We start from the raw sequence: 20,112 nt of genomic DNA, 5'->3' as shown, positions 1-20,112 counted from the left end.
TTAAAGAGGTGAGAAAATTGATTTATATTATCGTTGGCATTGCCGGTATATTAGGAGCCCTTTCTCGTTATTATTTAGGTCTTACTATTCATGAATTTTGGCATCATACATTTCCACTAGCTACATTACTCATTAACTTAGCCGGATGCTTCTTATTAGCATGGCTGACTACGTATATCGCTAAGCTTAACATCTTGCCTTTAGAAATTATCACAGGCATCGGGACTGGATTCATCGGTTCCTTTACGACGTTTTCAACATTTAGTGTAGAGACTATTCAATTGATTAATCATTCTGAGTGGAGCATAGCCTTCTTATATGTATCATGCAGCATACTTGGTGGCCTCATTATGTCTGGACTTGGCTATACATTAGGTGATTTCTTAATTAAGAAACATCTTACGGAAGGTGATCACTTATGATAGAAGCTTTATTAGTAGCAACAGGAGGATTTTTCGGTGCGATTACACGATTTGCAATTAGTAATTGGTTTAAAAAAAGAACTAAAACTTCCTTTCCAATCGCTACATTTCTCATTAATATAACAGGAGCGTTTTTACTCGGATATATAATTGGCAACGGAGTCACTACAGGTTGGCAATTATTGTTAGGCACTGGATTTATGGGGGCCTTCACGACGTTTTCAACATTTAAGCTAGAGTCCATTCAGCTTTTCAATCGTAAAAACCTTAGCATACTATTTCTATATTTAAGTGCTACTTATATCATTGGTATCCTCTTTGCATTCCTTGGAATGCAGCTAGGCGGAATATAAAAAAAGCGACTCTTATCAGTCGCTTTCTTTTTATAAGAAGTAAGTCCCGCCATATGGAATGGAAAGTAACCCCGCTGGATGCACATCATAATGCACACTTTGCATTGGAGGTTGTGAGTATGGCATATACTGTCCTTGCATCATTTGTGCCAAATATGCTTGTTGCTGCATTTGAATCACTTGATTCACAGCATGAATGGTTCCCTGTGCGCCAGCCAAAGTAATAGCTGCTCCTACTTGTCTTCCATTATAAAAATGATGGTTCATCATGATTCATCTCACTTATTCTTTTTCTTCCATATGGTATGTTTCTATCTCATAGTGAGTGTTTTGTCCTTATTGGTAGTCCCTATCTATTGCCCTTTTTCAGCTTTGAAGTAATAAATCCAAATAATAATACACCAATACCGCTAAAGAACAATACATAACTTATTGGTACTAGGAAAAAGAAAGGTTCTTCAAGGAATCCATTCGCTCCTACTTTACTGTTTGAAGCATGTATAGCTAAAGTAATAATCGCTAAAATCATGAAAGAAATAGCTACCGCGTATTTGTTTTTCATCCTGTACTCTCCTTTAATTTTCATTGATCTTATTACCATCATAATAAGCCCGACAGTATCACAAGTCAATAATTATTTATTGTTTATCGATAAATACATTCTGTTTACATTACAAAAAAGCTATAGACACAATATTATCTATAGCTTTTTCAATCGGTTATTTCGTTCCAAAGTATGCCTTTTGGAACATACACATCCTTATTGCATTATGATAGTTACCATCCACGAAAAACTCATCTAACAGTTCACCTTCCACCATAAATCCAACCTTTTTATAAACATGTACAGCTTTTTCATTCTCTTTATCAACAACTAAATAGAGTTTATGCATATTTAATACAGAAAAAGCGTAATCCATCGCTAAACGCGTCGCTTCCGCTGCATAACCATATCCTTGATAGTTCGGATCAATAATAATTTGGAATTCCGTTCTACGGTGAATATAATCGATTTCCACTAACTCAACTAATCCAACCATTTCATTGTCCTTTTCAACGATAAATCGGCGTTCGCTTTGATCATGTATATGTTTATCGTATAAGTCTTGCAGCTCTACAAATGCCTCATACGGCTCTTCAAACCAATACGACATAATATGTGCATTATTATTCAGTTCGTGTACAAACTTTAAATCTTCTCGCTCTAGTGGACGCAATTTCAATTCCTGACTCATTTCTATAACCTCCAAATAAAAGAAACCTCTTCACTTAATTTCTCAATTTTTTTCAATTTCAAACGCCCTATTTACATTGTAAACTTTCAAGTAACTTGAAGGTCAAGATATAAAAAAGTAGTGCAAACTTATGTCTGCACTACTACTCTTTTCTCAAATCTCTCATATTTGATATGTATAAAGCAATAACTAAAATAAGAATTGCTCCTGCATATAATAACGTCTCCATCGGTTCCTCATGAGACACAATAATTAATCGAATTAACGCCGTGATTCCAATATAAATAAAATAACGTAACGGAAAATGGTAGTTCGACTTAAAATACTTAATAATTAATGCAATGAACTCGAAGTATAAGAAATAAACGATAATACTTTCAACTAATTTATATGACGTATACTTCTTCGCTGAAAATATGTATTGAATAAAAGTAATCGTCTCGTTAATCAAAAAAATAGATAAGACAATGGATAATATAATTAGCGCTATATTTAATATCCACTGTAAAACACTCGCGATAAAATGATCAATATTAAATGATTTCATTTTCTCATTAAACTCCCCTTCGTATAAGTACATATTTATTATAGCAAAATTATAATTGGAGGTGGGTTAAATCATAGGTTCGTCCTTTGTTGTTGCCGGTGTGTGGGATGTTCATTGTTTTGAGGAGTCTTTTGACAGTCGCACTCGATTGAACGTTAAGAAATTTCTTCAACTGCATATTTGTACAAGTGTCACCAATAAGAAGTACGTAATCTTTTAAAGCAAATTCATGCGCCACTTTAGAGATAGCTTTACAGTTCGAACAATACCAGCCTTTTTTCAATTTAAACATTGGTAGTACAGAACATACCTCACATTGTACACCGTGTAACAACTCTTCTTTTTTAATTTTAAATTGTTCAAGAATATTTTGCCGTAATGGAGCATGGTTGGCTACTATTTGACGAATAAGAATATCTACATTTTTTATAGCTTTTTTCTTATATGCACTTTCAAACCTTTTTATTTTATTAGGTAAATTTGCACTGTGGATAATTGTATTAAGGAGATTATCATCTGAAGCTTTAATAATAGTTCGGGGGTTACTAATCACAACAAGTGATTCAATTGGAAAACGAGAAAATCCATTTAGACTTAACCATTTCCTAAGCTGTTCCTCTTGTCTTTTCACTTGTAGAATTGGATCTGGAAAGCCTTCTGAATTCCCCTCTGATATTCTAATAAGTTGATTAAACTTTGAATCAAATAGTAACGTACCTGCTATATTTTTTATTTCGAGGAAAAGAAGAAAATATGCTGAAATGATAATCGTATCAATTTGAAAATGGTAATTTTGATCAAACAACCTTATATCGTGCAAAATACGATATTTTTCCTCCGAGAGAAAACTTAGCGGATAATTAATAGCTTGTTCACCTTTATAACCAGCCTTATGCTTCGCTAAACTTTCTACAATCATATCTCGTTTCGGATGATGAGCTGGTAATCGCCTAAATAACGCTTCTAATTGCCGTAAATAAATCGGCATTTGCCGTTCTTTCACAATCATCTTTAGCCCTCCCCCAAATATATCGACGATAACTCCACTTATATCAGCGATTTTTTCATTATATCGACGATTCGACATAGAATATCGACTTACCGACAAAAAACGACACAACAAACACTCATAAACAGTATATCACCACATCTAAAATCGCACTGTAAGCATAATGTTACTCCTCCCTTTTGATTACGACATTTAAAAAACAAGAGAATCACATTCACCTTATGTAAAATAACTTTTTTATAAATGTAATCACAAAAAAGCTGCTGCCTATAAAATACAGACAGCAACTTCAACTCGAGTAGCTTGCATTATATACGCAAGCTACAGTATTTTTTACATTTTATCACTAATAAACAGCGATCGGCCCATAAGGACCATCAATAATCTCTATTTTTGTTTCAAAAATATCTGTCAAAAGCGTTGGGTCCATAACTTCTTCTACTGTTCCAAAAGCAGCAATTTGTCCATCTTTCATAGCACAAATTTTGTCAGAGTATTTTGCTGCAAAATTTATGTCATGCATAACAGTCAAAATTGTTCTTCCGAATTCATTAGCCGCACGTCTCAAATGCTCCATCATTTGAACAGAACGAGCAACATCAAGGTTATTTAGCGGCTCGTCCAAAAGTACATATTCAGTCTCTTGGCACAATACCATCGCTACATATGCCCTTTGTCTTTGACCACCAGAAAGCTCATCTAAATATCTATTCTCTAAATTCGTTAAATCTAGGAAGTCGATATATTTAGAAATAATAACTTCATCCTCTTTCGTTAATCTTCCCTTTGAATAAGGAAAGCGTCCAAATCCAACTAATTGTCTAACAGTAAGCCTCGTTACAAAATGATTTTCTTGTCGCAATATAGTCAAAACTTTTGCTAAGTCTTTTGATTTGGATTCAGAAACATCCATATTTGCTACTTGGATTTGACCTTCATCCATATCTAAAAGTCTGCCAATCATCAAAAGTGTCGTAGACTTTCCAGCACCATTTGGTCCAATTAAAGAAGTAAAGCCCGCTTTTGGTATTTCAATATCCAAAGGTCCTATTTTTACCTTATCCGTATAGAACTTTTTAACATTATCAATTTTTATCATAAAGCCCTCTTCCTTAAAACTATAGTTAAGAATATAATTCCACCAAATAATTCAATAATAACTGAAACTACACCTTGAGCATGGAACACATGATACATTAAAAAGTATGCACTCGTCATTATTAAAAATCCTATTGCAAAAGCCATTGGGAAAATATATCTATGATCATAAGTTGCCGCCGCCTGATAACTCAAAGTTACTACTAAAAACCCATAGAAAGTAAGTGGCCCAATTAGAGCTGTTGAAATAGACATTAAAATAGCTACTAATACAAGCGTATAAATTACACTAGGTTGATATTTAACTCCAAAGGAAGTAGCAACATCCTTTCCTAGCGACAAAACATTCAAATTCTTAGAATGAGCAAAAATTAATACTGCTACAATTATGATCATCGGAATGACAATAGGAAAATATGCAGGATCTGCATGATTAACAGAGCCAAATAATTTTGCTTGTAAAAGATCAAACTCTGAAGGCGCAAGTAGTTTTCTCATGAAAGTTGACATAGAATTTAGTCCAGCACCAATAATAATCCCGACTAAAAGCATAAGTTGTAAATTTCCGTATTTCCCGGAAAGTAGCCATCCATAAAGTATCAAACTCATGAGGACCATAACAACAATTTGAAATAAAAATGGACCAATCCCAGTAAAATTGATCAATGCACTAGCACCAAAGAAAAATATTGTACTCGTGTGAATTGCTGAATAAAGTGATTCGAAACCTAAAAGCGAAGGAGTAATAATCTTATTATTCGTAATGGATTGGAAAGCAACTGTCGACAAGCTATGGCAAACAGCTGCAATAATCATTGCAACAATAGCTACAATCCTTCTCTTAACAACTGGGATAAAAGAAGGTGAATCTATCGGAACCGGATTGTTATACACTAACAGTCCATATGAAGAAAGGAGGCCTAAAGCAATCAATGTTATCAGTACAATCCAATAACGTCTTGCTTCCTTCTTAGAACGAAAAGCGCTAGCTGATCTACTTTCATTATGAAGGCTAGAATCGACTTCGACATTTTCTTTATTTCTATAATCTAATGTGATCATCGTGGCCTCCTTGGTTTTCTTTTTCTCAATAAAATAGTAATAAACACGACTGCTCCCACTGATGCAAGTATTAAAGAAACAGGTAATTCAAACGGCTTTATAATTGTTCGAGAAATGATATCACAGGCAGTTATTGTCCCCATTCCGATCAGACATACCCAAGGTAAATTACTTCTAAGATCATCACCTCTAAACATGGAAACAATATTTGGTACAATTAACCCTAAGAAAGGTAAGTTTCCAATAACAGCTGCAACAATTCCAACGGCAAAAGAAATAAGGGCCGTTCCAAAAAGAACAATTCGGTTGTAATTAACGCCAAGGCTTGTTGCGACATCTTCTCCTAGTCCAGCTAAAGTCAATCTATTCGCATACATAAAAATAAGCAAAGTAACGATAACAATCAGCCATAAATATTCGTATCTTCCGACCTGAATGTTAGCAAATGAACCTACAAACCAAGTTTCAATACTTTGCGTCATTTGAAAAAGAAGTCCCAAAAAAGTAGACACTGCAGAAATAACAGCTCCAAGCATCAATCCTATAATTGGGACAATTAAAGACGAACGAAGCTTAACTCTTCTTAAAAATAGAAAGAAAATCATAGTTCCTATAAAAGAAAAAATGATTGCACCAGTCATTCTTTGAACTAACGTCGGGGCAGGGAATAGTAAATACACAAAAAGCAGGCCTAAGCCTGACCATTCAATAGTTCCCGTTGTAGTAGGTTCAACAAAACGATTTTGTGTAATGAGTTGCATAACGAGCCCAGCCATCGCCATTGCAGCTCCAGTAAGCATTAATGCAACTGTTCTCGGAACACGAGTGATGAAAAACATCTCCATTCCGTCCTCTTGTCCACGTATATCATAAACGCCAGTAAACAGTGATATAATCCCTAAAATTAGAACAACTATAATCGCTATTATAAAAGATTTTGTCCATAATTTATTGTGATTATAAAACTGGGGTTGAGAAATATTCTCAACCCTAGAAATTATATTTTTTGACACTGCTTCGTACTCCTTTACACTACTTAGCTAAAGTTTTTGCGATATTTCCAAATAACTCTATGTAAGTCTGAATTGATTCATTTGTGTAAGTATCTGCTGGTGCATAAACAACTTGTTTTTTAGAAACAGCAGTTGTGTTTTGAAGAGCTGGTGATTTAGAAATAACATCCTGAGCAGGAGCTGACTTAGCTGCATCAGATGTTGCAGCATCACGATCTAATACGAACAGCCAATCAGGATTTGTTTGTGCAATAGCTTCAACAGAAACGTCGTCACCTTTATGACCTGCAGTAGAATTAGAAACTTCTAATGCTGGAGTCCAACCGAAAATTTCATACATTGGTCCCCAAACACGACCAGAATGTGGAGCAGCAAAACCAATATTACCACCAGTAACGATAACACTCATAACTTTATCTTTTCCGTTATAAGCAGATTTTGCCTTTTCAATAGATTTATCAAAATCAGCTACTAATTTTTTAGCTTCTTTATCTTTATCAAAGATTTTTCCTAAAGTAACTGTAGAATCTTTAAGTCCTTTTACTAAGTTTTCTCCAGGCTTAGTAGCCTTCTCAGAAACATCAACATTAAGATCAATAACTGCTGCATTTGGTACTAATTTTTTGATTTCTTCGTAATGGCTAGCAAATCTTTGACCAACAATTACAAGGTCAGGGTTTGCAGCTGCGATAATTTCAAGATTTGGTTCGCGGTGATTCCCAATATTTTGAACTTTTTCATCCTTTTTATATGCTGAATCAGCAGGCATGACATCCTTTGGAGCAGCCGCTAATTTAATTCCCCAATCAGCTAAAGTTTCAAACGTTCTATTATCTAAAGCAACTACATTCTTTGGATTTACAGGAACTGTAACTTTTCCATGCGCATCAGTGATTTCAACCGTTTTTGGCTTATCACTACTATTATCTTTAGTAGCCTTCGAAGTTTCTTTACCTGAATCTGAGCAAGCTACTAACATTAAAGTAAAAATTGCTAGAATACTTACTAATTTTAAAAGCATAGTTTTTTTCATACGTATACTCCTTATAATGTAATTTATTTCGAAAATGATGACTTCCAAAGATTGAATTAGATAGTAACTGCTATTCACCTAAATCAATATTGATAATCATTTTCATTTGAATATCCTGTAAATAAGTATAGTCATTAATTATGTGAAAATCTTGTGAATGGTGTGAGTTAATAAAATTAAACATAACTTAGATATAATCTCAACTAATGCGCAACAAATTCATCCCCCACACGTACTAACCAGTAGATTAGCACTTTATAAACTGTGATTTCTACTATAAAAAAAATGACCATTAATAGCTAATTTTTCATATTTCACATAAACTATTTTATCATTCAACCATTGAATAGCCTCTGCCATGTATCGTTTGAATATATCTATTTTTCTTCTCACATTTTAATTTTTTTCTTACATACCCAATATATAAGTCTACTACATTTGGATTTACGACTACGTTATGTCCCCAAACTTGGTTCAAAAGCATTTCACGGCTCAATATTGTATTTTTATTCTTGATTAAAAATACAAGTAAATCGTACTCACGCTTAGTAAGCGAGAGATTTTTACCACCTTTTTTCACAATATTGCTAGATGCATCAACAAAGAGATCTTTAAACTGATAAAAGGTTGTCTCATTTTGCTGGTTACAGTCGCTTCTCCGTAAAATAGCTTGAACCCTTGCTACTAATTCTTCTTTCGCAAATGGTTTTCGTATATAATCATCAGCTCCTGCTTGTAACCCTGCTACGCAATCCTTGCTAGAAATATTGTTGGTCACAATAATGATCGGTGTTATTTTAACAAGTCGTATTTGCCTGCAAATTTCTGGTCCAGATATGCTTAATGAATCCCAATCTAATATGATAATATCCCAATCTTGTTCATATACTATATTTAAACCTTCGTTTTCATTGTGAAGTTTTAAAATGAAATGGCCTTCTTCCGTTAAACCGCTTACGATTTTCTTTGATAAAGACCTTTCATTTTTAATTACTAACACCTGCCTCACCGATGGTTCACCTCTACTTCAATATAACTTGGTTAGATAAAAAATTATCTCCAAAAATAATTTAAGATTTATAAGTATTAAACTCCTAAAAAAAGTCATTATAACAGCTTATTAGGAGAACTCTATATAATCTTACAATAGGTATGGATAAAAAGACAAAATATATTAACATTTGAATGAAACGATTTTATTAATAGAAACTCACCAATCAGGCGTTTACGAGCAGCTATAGTATCTACCTGCTTATCATCCATAACCATTTCTTTATTTTCTGTTTCAGGGGTACTGCCTCATCCCTATCAACTTAAGTATTTTATAAAAGCACAAAACAAAAAGAACCATCCCCTCACCAACCTGGCAAAGTTATGGTTCATATCACACAAAATAAAAAAACCACCAAATATGTATTGGTGGAGACGGTGGGAGTCGAACCCACGTCCAAAAATATCGGCACTTAAGCTTCTACGAGTGTAGTCGATATATTAGCATTTCGCAAACTCTTCAGCCTATCGACAGGCTTCCAAGTTGCTAGTCTGGTTGTTCTCTTCCTTTGTCCTCAGACGGCGAACTCCGGCGTAGTCCACTTAGTTTGAGTCCCTTACCCTACCACATGGACGATGGAGGGAGGAACCTTTAGTGCAATTAAGCAGCTAAAGAAAGATTGTTTTGTTTGCCAATTATAGGCTTTGACGTTTTAACGAGGCCGATCCCCTCGACTCGCAACCTAAGCTCGAACTATCCCTGTCGAATCCGTAACGTCCCCATGATAAAAATGGAGCATACGAAGAAAATTTCGTGATAGCTACTAAGAGCTGTTTTTCAATGTGCAACAATCTTACATAAGTTATTATAACATACGCGCGCCGTTTTACAAATGTAAATATCTGTATTACATCTTTTGACGATCACGGAACGCGCGTGCAATTTCACGTTTAGCTTCTTTCTCTTTTAAATCGTGACGCTTATCGTATTGTTTCTTACCTTTTGCTAAACCAAGTGCCATTTTCGCAAATCCATTTTTCAAATAGATTTTAAGTGGAACTAATGCATATCCTGTTTCTTTTGCAGCTCCTGCTAATTTATCAATTTCTTTTTTATGCAGAAGTAACTTTCTCGTGCGAAGCGGATCATGGTTGAAACGATTCCCTTGCTCGTACGTACTAATATGCATATTATGAACCCATACTTCACCATTATGTACACGTGCAAACGCATCTTTCAAGTTCACGCGTCCAGCGCGAATCGACTTAATTTCCGTTCCTTGAAGGACAAGCCCTGCTTCGTATGTTTCTTCGATGAAATAATCATGAAATGCTTTTTTATTTTGTGCAATAACCTTACCTGAACCTTTTGGCATATAACGTCCCTCCTCTATTTTTACTATTGTAACAAATGTTATAAAAAAGCGAAAGTGGCTCGTTCTCAAGCCACTAAGAAAAAAGAAAAAGCCTCGCTTTTCATCAAAGCGAAGCCATCCTTTTCTTACTTACGCTTTTTCTTTTTCTTCTTGAATCCTGGTACGTTTTCGAAGAATGCTTTTTTCTTCTTGCCGTTACCATCTTTTTTCCCTGGTTGGCTAGCGGACGCGGATGCAGATCCTCTTCCTTTACCTTTGCCACCACGGTCAAATTTTCTACCTGTGCCACGTTCTCCGCCGCGCTCATTACTGCGTTCGCTACGTCCGCCGCGTTTCTTTCTGCCTGTTCTTGGCTGTTCGATCACGACTGGACGATCTTTGAACTTACGACGAGGCGTACCTTTCATGCCAACGATTTCAAAGTCGATTGCACGCTCGTCTTTATTTACATTAATAACGCGAATGGTAATTTCGTCACCGATGCGGAATACGTTACCTGTACGTTCTCCAATCATTGCGAAATGCTGCTCATCATAACGGTAGTAATCATCCGTTAAGTAGCTAACGTGTACAAGACCTTCAATTGTATTTGGAAGCTCTACGAATAAACCGAAGTTTGTTACAGAGCTAATCATACCGTCATACTCTTCGCCGATCTTATCAACCATATACTCTGCTTTTTTCATTTCGTCTGTTTCACGTTCTGCTTCAACAGCACGGCGTTCCATATTAGAAGAATGATCTGCAATCTCAGGTAATTTTTCACGCCATTTTGCTTGCGTTTCATTATCGACTTTACCATTAATGATATATTCACGAATCAATCTGTGAACAATCGTATCTGGGTAACGACGAATTGGTGATGTGAAATGCGTGTAGAACTCAGTTGATAGACCAAAATGTCCTAAGCTTTCTGCATCGTAACGCGCTTGCTTCATAGAACGAAGCATTACTGTCGAAATAACTACTTCTTCTGGTTGCCCTTGAACCATTTCAAGAATTTGTTGTAGCGCACGAGGGTGCACTTCATTTGCACGTCCTTTTACCGCATATCCGAAGTTCGTTACAAACTCGAAGAAACGCTCTAGCTTATCTTCTTTCGGATCTTCATGGACACGGTACATAAATGGTACGTTCATCCAGTGGAAATGCTCTGCTACTGTTTCGTTCGCAACAAGCATAAATTCTTCAATTAACTTCTCTGATACTGAACGATCACGCATAACAACGTCTGTCGGTTTTCCTTCTTCATCTACTAATACTTTTGCTTCTTTAAAGTCAAAGTCGATTGCACCGCGGCGCATACGTTTTTCACGTAGGATTTGTGCTAATTGCCCCATCTCTTTAAACATCGGTACGAGCGGCTCATAGCGTTTCATTAACTCTTCGTCCTCATCTTCTAAAATGCTTCTTACGTCAGCATACGTCATACGCTCTGTCGTTTTAATCACACTTTGGAAAATCTCGTGCTTTACAACGTCACCTAAATTGTTGATTTCCATTTCACAAGATAACGTTAGACGGTCTACTTTCGGATTTAATGAACAAATACCGTTAGATAGACGATGCGGAATCATCGGAATTACACGGTCAACAAGATATATACTCGTCGCTCTCTCCGCTGCTTCTACATCAATTGGAGAACCTTCTTGGACGTAATGACTTACATCCGCAATATGAACGCCAAGCTTATAGTTACCGTTCTCAAGCTTCGTTACTGTAACAGCGTCATCTAAATCTTTCGCGTCTGCACCGTCAATTGTTACAATCATTTGGTCACGTAAGTCACGGCGATCTTTTAAATCTTCTTCTGAAATCGTTTCTGGTACACTGTTTGCATGTTCCATCACTTCTTCAGGGAACGCTAAAGGCAAGTGATGTTTATGAATGACAGATAAAATATCTACTCCTGGATCATTTTTATGACCTAGAATTTGAATAACTTCACCTTCCGCACTTAAACGATTCTCTGGATAGCTCGTAATTTTTACAACTACTTTATGGCCTTCTACAGCACCCATTGATGCGCTTTTCAATACGAAAATGTCACTCGTCCAGCGCTTATTGTCAGGTATAACAAACCCAAAGTTTTTCGATTCTGTATATGTACCAACTAGTTCTTTCGTTCCACGTTCTAAAATGCGTACAATGGAACCCTCTTGACGCGAACCACTCGATTGGGAACTAAGGCGTGCTAATACTATATCGCCATGAAGTGCACCGTTTAACTCTGTAGGCGGGATGAAAAGATCATCATCTCCAGTTTTCTTCTCGTCTGGTACAACGAATGCAAAACCACGTGCATGTCCAATTAACTTACCACGTATTAAATTCATCTTTTCAGGAAGACCGTAACGGTTGCTACGAGTACGAATAACAAGTCCCTTTTCTTCCATCGTTACAAGTGCCTTTACAAAATCTTTAAAGCCCTCAGAACCTTCAATCCCAAATGCCTCTTCTAACTCTTGTATCGTTAGCGGTTTATACGCTTCTTCTCTCATAAATAATAACAACTTATCAATATGTTCTTGTATGATTTCTTCCAAGCAAAAATACCTCCTTTAAAACCTTATATTATTTAGTGTATCCGAAAGATAGGGGATGTATAAAGCGAAACTTCAATACTCCCCTTATGATTTTTACAGTTTTCACAAAAAATCCCTTATGAAAAAAAGAGGCAACTAGATCTTACCAATCTAGTTGCTCCAAGAAGTTATATACATCCTCATGTAGCTCGTCACGCTGTTTATCAAGTGTAATGACATGCGTAGAGTCTTCATACCATTTAATGTCTTTTAACGTTGATTCTACACCGTTATAAATAATGTTAGCACTATCTGTATTAATCATTTCATCATGACGCGCTTGTACAACAAATGTTGGTGCATAGATCATGTCCACATTGTTACGTACGTCAGCAATTAATTGTTGTAATGCTTTTAATGTATTCATCGGTGTCTTTTGGAATTCCAACATTTCTTGTTCGATTTGCTCTGGTGATTTTTGCTCACGCTTTTTATATTCGCGGGCATATGCCAATATACCTTGGTACATCGTTTCTTCACTCTTAATATACATCGGTGCACACATTGGCACTACACCTAAAACCGGTACTGTATAACCTAATTTTAGCGAAAATACGCCACCAAGTGACAATCCAACGACAGCAATTTTCTCAAAACCTTTATCTTTTAAAAGCTGATATGCCTCCGTTACGTCTTGCCACCAATCTTCAGGACCTGTATGAACAAGCTCTTCTGGTGGTACACCGTGCCCTTTATAAATTGGGGCATGACAAGTGTAGCCTTTCTTTTCTAAGAAACGCCCTAACATACGTACATCAGCTGAGTTTCCTGTGAATCCATGTAGTAATAAAACAGCGCGGTCTCCACCCTCAAATGTAAATGGTTTCGGAGATGCTAATTTCATCATGTACTTCTCCTCTTTCTCTTCTGTAATCTAGTCGTATTCTTTCTATATCTAGTGTACCATATTTATATTTCTATAATCTAATTAGAAACATCTTTCAAATGGCAAAACAAAAAAAGAAGAACCATTAGTACATCTTACTAACGCTTCTTCTTTCAATTCTATAAGTTTAAGTACGTAACACCAATTGTTAATGCGAAGAACAATACAGCTAAAACAATTGTAATACGGTTTAATACCGCTTCAATTCCACGTGCTTTTTGCTTACCAAATAATTGCTCTGCACCGCCTGAAATTGCACCTGAAAGGCCTGAGCTATTACTAGACTGCATAAGTACCATAACAATCATTAAAATCGATACAATAATAAGTAAAACGGATAATAACGTATGCACTTGGCGTACCTCCTACAAAGATTCAGTTATTGTAACTGTAGCATAAATTCTATAGAAAAGCGAGAGCTATAGGGTTGCTCTCGCTTTTCTTCTATTACATGAACATCATTGCAAATAATGGTCCGAGCAAACATGTCAAAATTGCTGTTAATGTCATTGTTACCGATCCAATAACACCTTCATGTTCATTATTTTTCATCGCTCTCATGACGCCCATAATATGAGAAGCACATCCAAATCCGATACCTTTACCAACTGAATTTGTAACGCGGCTCCATTTTAATAAAAGTGGGCCGGTAATCGTTCCAGTAATACCCGCAATAACAACGAAAGCTGCTGTTAATGACGGTACACCACCAACTTGTTCTGAAACACTCATCGCAACTGGCATTGTTACCGATTTTGGTAAAGAAGATAAAATTAAACTTTTATCCGTTCCCATAAGTGATGCAATAGCAAAATCGCTCGCAATGGCAACTGTTGTACCTACTAATACGCCACCAGCAATCGGTACAACATACTTTTGAAGAACGTGGCGTTGTTTATAAAGAGGAATTGCAAATGCTACAACACCGGGTCCGAGCAGTTTTGCAATCCAGCCGCCACCACTTTCCATATAATGTTGATAGGGTATATCAAGCATAATAAATAAGAAAGCCATTAATCCTGTTGCTACAAGCATTGGAATGGTGAATGGTGTTGGAAATAATTTATAGATTTTTTTAGATAATTGGTATAATAGCACCGTAAAAAGAACCCAACCGATTCCGATTAATATTTGGCTCATCTCGATTCTCTTTCCTTTCTATTTGCAAGATATTGTCCTGTATGTCCTGCAACAATAATAATTAAAAATGTACTCGCTACAATTGTAATGAAAAGAGAAATTCCTTTACTCATAAAAAAAGCACCGTAATTCATTAGGCCAAGTGTTGGCGGAATTAATAAAAACGGCATAATAGCAACGAGTGTTTCTGCTCCTAAATCGAACCATTTCACTGGAAGAACTTTTAGGCTAAGTAAAACAAGTAAGAGGAACATTCCAATCAAACTTCCTGGGATCGGAATATTTAACATTTCTTGTACCCAAGTTCCAACCATATAAAAAACGTAAAGAGCAGCAATTTGGACAAGAATCTTTGTAAATTTCATGTTCATCATCCCTCTTGTTTATACGATCTTCTGTTAATATCTTTATCATAGTATAAATTGTAAAAAGCTGCAATTTATCAACTTGACAGCAAAAAACGCCTATGTTATACGCTTACAACCTTGATATGACTACATTTTCAAAAGAAAATTAAGTCAAAAACCTTGACCTAATATAAGAAGTTTTTATTTTCTGAATTTTAAAGGTTATTATTTCAATAAAATAATCTTTTTATCCTTAAGCTTACATATATATAAAGTGAAACTTTAATCAGTGGGTGATTCTTTATCCCCCACTGATTATTAGTTGAACCAATTCGCTGAATTTTGAGGTTGGGGTCTTACTGCCCATTAAAGTGGGATGAACAAGATAGGTGGTGAACATATGCCCAAAAAGGTTCTCATTTTTTGTGATCCTGGGATTGATGATACGATGGCTCTCCTCTTAGCATTCTTTATCGATGAAATAGAAATCATCGGCATTGTTGCTGATTACGGCAATGTTCCAAAAGAGATGGCCGTACAAAATGCTCATTTTCTTAAGAATGAAACAAGGAATAGAAATATTAAGATATTCGGTGGTTCAGAACGCCCTCTTACTGGTGCCCCGCCTGCTTTTTTTACAGATGTACACGGGAAACAAGGGCTTGGGCCAATTATTCCAAAGGGGAATGTGACTAACGGAGAAATGGAGAATTTCTTTGAAGTGATTCCTCTTATTGAACAGTATAAAGATGAATTAATCATTGTAAGTTTAGGAAGACTTACATCTCTAGCAATTTTATTTATCATGTGCAAACAGTTAATGAAACAAATTAAATCTTACTACGTAATGGGCGGTGCCTTTTTACATCCTGGTAATGTCACCCCTATTTCTGAAGCAAACTTTTATGGCGATCCTACTGCCGCTAATATAGTCCTTCAATCCTCACCTAACATGTACATCTATCCATTAAACGTCACCCAATATTCCATCATTACACCAGAAATGGCTGAATATATTGAAGCAAAAGGAAAAGCCCCACTCGTCAAACCGTTATTCGATCATTATTACTACGGCTATTATAAAAATGCTCTACCACATTTAAAGGGTAGCCCCTTCCATGACACAATGCCAATACTCGCTTTACTTGATAACTCTATGTTTACGTATCACAAATCCCCTATCGTTGTTATGACAGAATCCTCTGCACAAGGAGCAAGCATAGGGGAATTTCGTTCTTTAGTGAACCAAAAGCCATTTATTGATTGGCCGGGTCATCAAATTGCAATTGATTTTGATTATAACCGTTTCTTTAAACATTTCATGTCACTTATGACGGGGGAACAATTTTAACATAAAAAAAACAGACCGTGATTTCTCACGGTCTGTCGTTATTTTCTACAATTATCGTTTGATATTGTAGAAAGATTTGATACCATCGTAAACAGCGATTTCGCCTAGTTCGTCTTCGATGCGTAATAATTGGTTGTACTTAGCAATACGGTCAGTACGGCTCATAGAACCAGTTTTGATTTGGCCAGCGTTAGTTGCAACTGCGATGTCAGCGATTGTAGCATCTTCAGTTTCACCAGAACGGTGAGATACAACTGCTGTGTAACCAGCACGTTTAGCCATTTCGATAGCTTCGAAAGTCTCAGTTAAAGTACCGATTTGGTTAACTTTAATTAAGATTGAGTTAGAGATACCTTTTTCGATACCTTCAGCAAGTTTTTGAGTGTTAGTTACGAATAAGTCGTCACCAACTAATTGTACTTTATCACCGATACGCTCAGTTAATAATTTATGACCATCCCAGTCGTTTTCGTCTAAACCATCTTCGATAGAGATGATTGGGAAGTCTTTGCAAAGCTCTTCGTAGAAATCAACCATTTCTGCAGAAGTTAAGCCAGTACGGCCTTCGCCTGCAAGGTCATATTTACCAGTTTCTTTGTTGTAGAACTCAGAAGAAGCAACGTCCATTCCTAAGAATACGTTCTCGCCAGCTTTGTAACCAGCTTTTTCGATAGCTTCGATGATTACTTCTAGTGCTTCACGGTTAGAACCAAGGTTTGGAGCGAATCCACCTTCGTCACCTACTGCAGTGTTAAGACCTTTGTCATGTAATACAGCTTTAAGTGCATGGAATACTTCAGCACCCATACGGATTGATTCTTTGAATGTTGGAGCACCAACTGGTAAGATCATGAACTCTTGGAAGTCTACGTTGTTATCAGCGTGAGAACCACCGTTGATGATGTTCATCATTGGAGTTGGTAATTGTTTTGCATTGAATCCACCAAGGTAACGGTATAATGGAAGACCTACGAAGTCAGCTGCTGCGTGAGCTACTGCCATAGATACACCAAGAATAGCGTTAGCGCCTAGTTTACCTTTGTTTGGAGTGCCATCTAATTCGATCATAGCACGGTCGATACCAGCTTGGTCAGTTACGTCGAAACCAACGATTTCTGGAGCGATTGCTTCGTTAACGTTGTTTACTGCGTTCATAACACCTTTACCTAGGTAACGAGATTTGTCACCGTCACGTAATTCTACTGCTTCGTGCTCACCAGTAGATGCACCACTTGGTACGATAGCGCGTCCGAAAGCGCCGCTTTCTGTGTAAACTTCTACTTCTACAGTTGGGTTACCACGAGAGTCAAGGACTTCGCGAGCATAAACATCAATAATTGTTGACATAATAAATTCTCTCCTTTTTATATAAGCAAATTATTTAATAATTGTTTTACCTGTCATTTCTTTCGGTTGCTCAACACCAAGAAGTGTAAGCATAGTTGGAGCGATATCACCTAAGATACCATCTTCACGTAATTCTACGTCGTTCTTAGTAACAATGAAAGGAACCGGGTTAGTTGTATGAGCTGTCATTGGCTCTCCTTCAGAAGTTAATTCTTCATCCGCATTACCATGGTCAGCAGTAATAAGTGCTACACCATCTTTTGCAAGAATCGCTTCTACAACTTTTCCTAAACATTCGTCAGTTGCTTCTACTGCTTTAATTGTTGGTTCCATCATCCCAGAATGGCCAACCATATCACAGTTCGCAAAGTTAAGAATGATAACATCGTGTTTATCATTTTCGATTTCATTTACTAAAGCGTCCGTTACTTCGTAAATGCTCATTTCAGGTTTCAAGTCATACGTTGCAACCTTCGGTGAGTTAATTAAGATACGCTCTTCTCCTGGGAATTCAGCCTCACGACCACCGCTAAAGAAGAATGTAACGTGCGGATACTTTTCAGTTTCCGCGATGCGAAGTTGCTTTAATCCCGCTTGCGCAACAACTTCACCTAAAGTGTTATCAAGGTTCATTGGCTTGAATGCCACGTAACCATCTACTGTTTCACTAAAGTGTGTCATACATACGAATTCTGGAATGTGAGGTACTTTTTCACCACGATCGAACTCACGGAAGTCTTCGTTTGTAAATACACGAGCAATTTGAATTGCACGGTCTGGACGGAAGTTATAGAAGATAACTGCATCATCATCATTGATTGTTGCAACTGGCGTGTTATCTTCGTTAACAATTACAGACGGCAATACGAATTCATCGTAGATACCATTTGCATAAGAGTCTTCTACACACTCTTCTGCTGATTTATAAGTAGGGCCTTCACCATTCACCATAGCACGGTAACATTTTTCTACGCGATCCCAACGCTTGTCACGGTCCATGGAGTAATAACGACCAGAGATAGTCGCGAATTGTCCTACTCCTGTTTCTTTAATTACTTCATTTGTTGCATCGATATAGCTTTGTGCTGTTTTTGGTCCAACATCGCGGCCATCTAAGAATGCATGAATGTATACTTTCTCAACGCCTTCTTTAGCTGCTAAGCGAAGAAGAGCAAACATGTGGTTCATGTGACTGTGCACACCACCGTCAGAAAGTAAACCGAATAAATGAAGTGCAGTACCTTTTTCTTTTACGCTTTTAATTGCACTTTGGAACGTTTCGTTCTTATCGAACTCACCTTCACGAATTGCAACGTTTACGCGTGTTAAGCTTTGATATACAATGCGGCCAGCACCGATATTTAAGTGACCAACCTCAGAGTTACCCATTTGACCCTCTGGAAGACCTACTGCCTCACCACAAGCTGTAAGCGTTGTGTGAGGGAATTTGTTCCAGTAACCATCAAAATTAGGTTTCTTAGCTTGTGCTACAGCATTCCCGTAAGTTTCTTCACGAAGTCCGAAACCGTCAAGAATGATTAAAGCTGTTGGCTTTCTCATTTTACCGCCCCCAGAAGACCTAAGAACGAAGCAGGCTCTAAGCTAGCACCGCCAACTAAAGCGCCATCGATGTCAGATTGTGCCATGTACTCTTTAATGTTTTCTGGTTTTACGCTACCGCCGTATTGGATACGAACAGCTTCTGCAGCTTCTGGAGAAACAGCTTCTGCAACAACTTTACGGATATGCGCACATACTTCATTTGCATCTGCAGAAGAAGAAGATTTACCTGTACCGATAGCCCAGATTGGCTCATAAGCGATAACAGTTGCTTTAACTTGCTCTTCTGTTAAACCTGCAAGTGCTTTTGTTACTTGACCTGCTACTAGATCAAATGTTTTTCCGCTTTCGCGCTCTTCTAAAGTCTCACCACAACATACGATTGGTGTTAAACCATGTTCAAATGCTGCGATAGTCTTTTTGTTTACTGACTCATCTGTTTCAGCAAACATTTCACGACGCTCAGAGTGGCCAAGTACTACGTAGCCTACTTTTAAGTCGCTAAGTGCTACTGGGCTAATTTCGCCAGTGAATGCACCATTTTTTTCGAAGTGCATGTTTTGTGCACCTACTTGTAAATCAGTTCCTTCAGTCGCTGCTACAAGGCGCTCTAAGAATAGAGCTGGAGAGCAAACTACTGCATCAACAGCTGAAGCTGCTGGGATTTGACCTTTAACTTCCTCTACGAAGCTAACTGCTTCAGATAGAGTTTTATTCATTTTCCAGTTACCTGCGATAATTGGTTTACGCATGCTTTG

The 20,112-nt window shown here is 37.0% G+C and carries 22 protein-coding genes and 1 other RNA gene; 3 read left to right on the top strand and 20 right to left on the bottom strand.

Annotation, left to right across the window (positions count from 1 at the left end; genetic code table 11):
- Positions 1-17 precede the first annotated feature (17 nt).
- Together crcB (MR079_RS14410) and crcB (MR079_RS14405) are read left to right on the top strand one after the other, a co-directional pair.
- Complete coding sequence (crcB, locus tag MR079_RS14410) at positions 18-422, top strand: fluoride efflux transporter CrcB (RefSeq protein ID WP_242294178.1); 405 nt, start codon at positions 18-20, stop codon at positions 420-422.
- Positions 419-775, top strand: a complete 357-nt coding sequence (crcB, locus tag MR079_RS14405) for a fluoride efflux transporter CrcB (protein WP_000568600.1) — start codon at positions 419-421, stop codon at positions 773-775. Before crcB (MR079_RS14410) ends, crcB (MR079_RS14405) begins: the two co-directional genes overlap by 4 nt.
- 30 nt (positions 776-805) lie before the next feature.
- On the opposite strand, the gene MR079_RS14400 is transcribed toward crcB (MR079_RS14405), so the two are convergent.
- The 17 genes from MR079_RS14400 to MR079_RS14320 all read right to left on the bottom strand — a co-directional run bounded on the left by MR079_RS14400 (position 806) and on the right by MR079_RS14320 (position 15,114).
- Positions 806-1,045 carry a DUF3947 family protein gene (locus MR079_RS14400; RefSeq protein ID WP_000980934.1) on the bottom strand — a complete coding sequence of 80 codons (240 nt, stop codon included), beginning with the start codon at positions 1,043-1,045 and terminating at the stop codon, positions 806-808.
- A 79-nt stretch (positions 1,046-1,124) separates the two neighbouring features.
- Positions 1,125-1,361, bottom strand: coding sequence for a DUF3955 domain-containing protein (locus tag MR079_RS14395; protein WP_313897261.1), 237 nt, complete (start codon positions 1,359-1,361; stop codon positions 1,125-1,127).
- 133 nt (positions 1,362-1,494) lie between these two features.
- Complete coding sequence (gene speG / locus MR079_RS14390; protein ID WP_000076827.1) at positions 1,495-2,010, bottom strand: spermidine N1-acetyltransferase; 516 nt, start codon at positions 2,008-2,010, stop codon at positions 1,495-1,497.
- A 142-nt stretch (positions 2,011-2,152) separates the two neighbouring features.
- The gene (gene psiE / locus MR079_RS14385; protein ID WP_000834703.1) at positions 2,153-2,557 is read right to left on the bottom strand and encodes a phosphate-starvation-inducible protein PsiE; all 405 of its coding nucleotides are present in this window, start codon (positions 2,555-2,557) and stop codon (positions 2,153-2,155) included.
- Between the two features lie 49 nt (positions 2,558-2,606).
- Positions 2,607-3,566, bottom strand: coding sequence for a nuclease-related domain-containing protein (locus tag MR079_RS14380; RefSeq protein WP_242294177.1), 960 nt, complete (start codon positions 3,564-3,566; stop codon positions 2,607-2,609).
- Between the two features lie 346 nt (positions 3,567-3,912).
- Positions 3,913-4,665: an iron ABC transporter ATP-binding protein gene (locus tag MR079_RS14375; protein ID WP_000590065.1), complete on the bottom strand. Its 753-nt coding sequence runs from the start codon at positions 4,663-4,665 to the stop codon at positions 3,913-3,915.
- Positions 4,662-5,726 carry an iron chelate uptake ABC transporter family permease subunit gene (locus MR079_RS14370; protein ID WP_242294173.1) on the bottom strand — a complete coding sequence of 355 codons (1,065 nt, stop codon included), beginning with the start codon at positions 5,724-5,726 and terminating at the stop codon, positions 4,662-4,664. Before MR079_RS14370 ends, MR079_RS14375 begins: the two co-directional genes overlap by 4 nt.
- On the bottom strand, positions 5,723-6,739 hold the full coding sequence (locus tag MR079_RS14365; protein WP_000041834.1) for an ABC transporter permease: 1,017 nt from the start codon (positions 6,737-6,739) through the stop codon (positions 5,723-5,725). The genes MR079_RS14370 and MR079_RS14365 overlap by 4 nt, the downstream gene beginning before the upstream one ends.
- A gap of 19 nt (positions 6,740-6,758) precedes the next feature.
- On the bottom strand, positions 6,759-7,772 hold the full coding sequence (locus MR079_RS14360) for a siderophore ABC transporter substrate-binding protein (protein WP_139868323.1): 1,014 nt from the start codon (positions 7,770-7,772) through the stop codon (positions 6,759-6,761).
- Between the two features lie 331 nt (positions 7,773-8,103).
- Positions 8,104-8,781, bottom strand: a complete 678-nt coding sequence (locus MR079_RS14355) for a response regulator transcription factor (RefSeq protein WP_242294172.1) — start codon at positions 8,779-8,781, stop codon at positions 8,104-8,106.
- A 408-nt stretch (positions 8,782-9,189) separates the two neighbouring features.
- Positions 9,190-9,544: a transfer-messenger RNA gene (ssrA, locus tag MR079_RS14350) on the bottom strand.
- A 126-nt stretch (positions 9,545-9,670) separates the two neighbouring features.
- Positions 9,671-10,138, bottom strand: coding sequence for an SsrA-binding protein (gene smpB, locus MR079_RS14345; RefSeq protein ID WP_001123901.1), 468 nt, complete (start codon positions 10,136-10,138; stop codon positions 9,671-9,673).
- Positions 10,139-10,263: 125 nt separating this feature from the next.
- The gene (gene rnr / locus MR079_RS14340) at positions 10,264-12,684 is read right to left on the bottom strand and encodes a ribonuclease R (RefSeq protein WP_242294171.1); all 2,421 of its coding nucleotides are present in this window, start codon (positions 12,682-12,684) and stop codon (positions 10,264-10,266) included.
- 142 nt (positions 12,685-12,826) lie between these two features.
- A complete protein-coding gene (gene estA, locus MR079_RS14335) occupies positions 12,827-13,567 on the bottom strand; it encodes a carboxylesterase (RefSeq protein WP_000761976.1) in 741 nt (246 codons plus the stop codon).
- Between the two features lie 161 nt (positions 13,568-13,728).
- Positions 13,729-13,962, bottom strand: a complete 234-nt coding sequence (gene secG, locus MR079_RS14330; RefSeq protein WP_000557262.1) for a preprotein translocase subunit SecG — start codon at positions 13,960-13,962, stop codon at positions 13,729-13,731.
- A 94-nt stretch (positions 13,963-14,056) separates the two neighbouring features.
- Positions 14,057-14,749, bottom strand: a complete 693-nt coding sequence (locus MR079_RS14325) for an LrgB family protein (protein ID WP_000078299.1) — start codon at positions 14,747-14,749, stop codon at positions 14,057-14,059.
- The gene (locus MR079_RS14320) at positions 14,746-15,114 is read right to left on the bottom strand and encodes a CidA/LrgA family holin-like protein (RefSeq protein WP_000673220.1); all 369 of its coding nucleotides are present in this window, start codon (positions 15,112-15,114) and stop codon (positions 14,746-14,748) included. The genes MR079_RS14325 and MR079_RS14320 overlap by 4 nt, the downstream gene beginning before the upstream one ends.
- A gap of 382 nt (positions 15,115-15,496) precedes the next feature.
- Between MR079_RS14320 and MR079_RS14315 the strand changes: the two genes are divergently transcribed.
- Entirely contained in the window at positions 15,497-16,447 is a 951-nt protein-coding gene (locus MR079_RS14315) for a nucleoside hydrolase (RefSeq protein ID WP_061657637.1), read from the top strand.
- A 51-nt stretch (positions 16,448-16,498) separates the two neighbouring features.
- Here the strand turns inward: MR079_RS14315 and eno are convergent, their stop codons facing one another.
- Genes eno through tpiA form a run of 3 tightly spaced genes read right to left on the bottom strand, consistent with a single transcriptional unit; the run spans position 16,499 to position 20,106 of the window.
- Positions 16,499-17,794 (bottom strand): phosphopyruvate hydratase, encoded by a 1,296-nt coding sequence (gene eno, locus MR079_RS14310; protein WP_000103949.1) that lies wholly within the window; start codon positions 17,792-17,794, stop codon positions 16,499-16,501.
- Positions 17,795-17,824: 30 nt separating this feature from the next.
- Positions 17,825-19,354, bottom strand: coding sequence for a 2,3-bisphosphoglycerate-independent phosphoglycerate mutase (gpmI, locus tag MR079_RS14305; RefSeq protein WP_001231152.1), 1,530 nt, complete (start codon positions 19,352-19,354; stop codon positions 17,825-17,827).
- A complete protein-coding gene (gene tpiA / locus MR079_RS14300; protein WP_001231038.1) occupies positions 19,351-20,106 on the bottom strand; it encodes a triose-phosphate isomerase in 756 nt (251 codons plus the stop codon). The genes gpmI and tpiA overlap by 4 nt, the downstream gene beginning before the upstream one ends.
- Positions 20,107-20,112 lie beyond the last annotated feature (6 nt).

This window comes from Bacillus cereus group sp. BfR-BA-01381 (assembly GCF_022663555.1).
In the GTDB taxonomy this organism is placed as follows: Bacteria; Bacillota; Bacilli; order Bacillales; family Bacillaceae_G; genus Bacillus_A; species Bacillus_A pacificus.
Note: the sequence above shows the minus strand (reverse complement) of the source record. Positions and strands in the feature narration are given on the sequence as shown.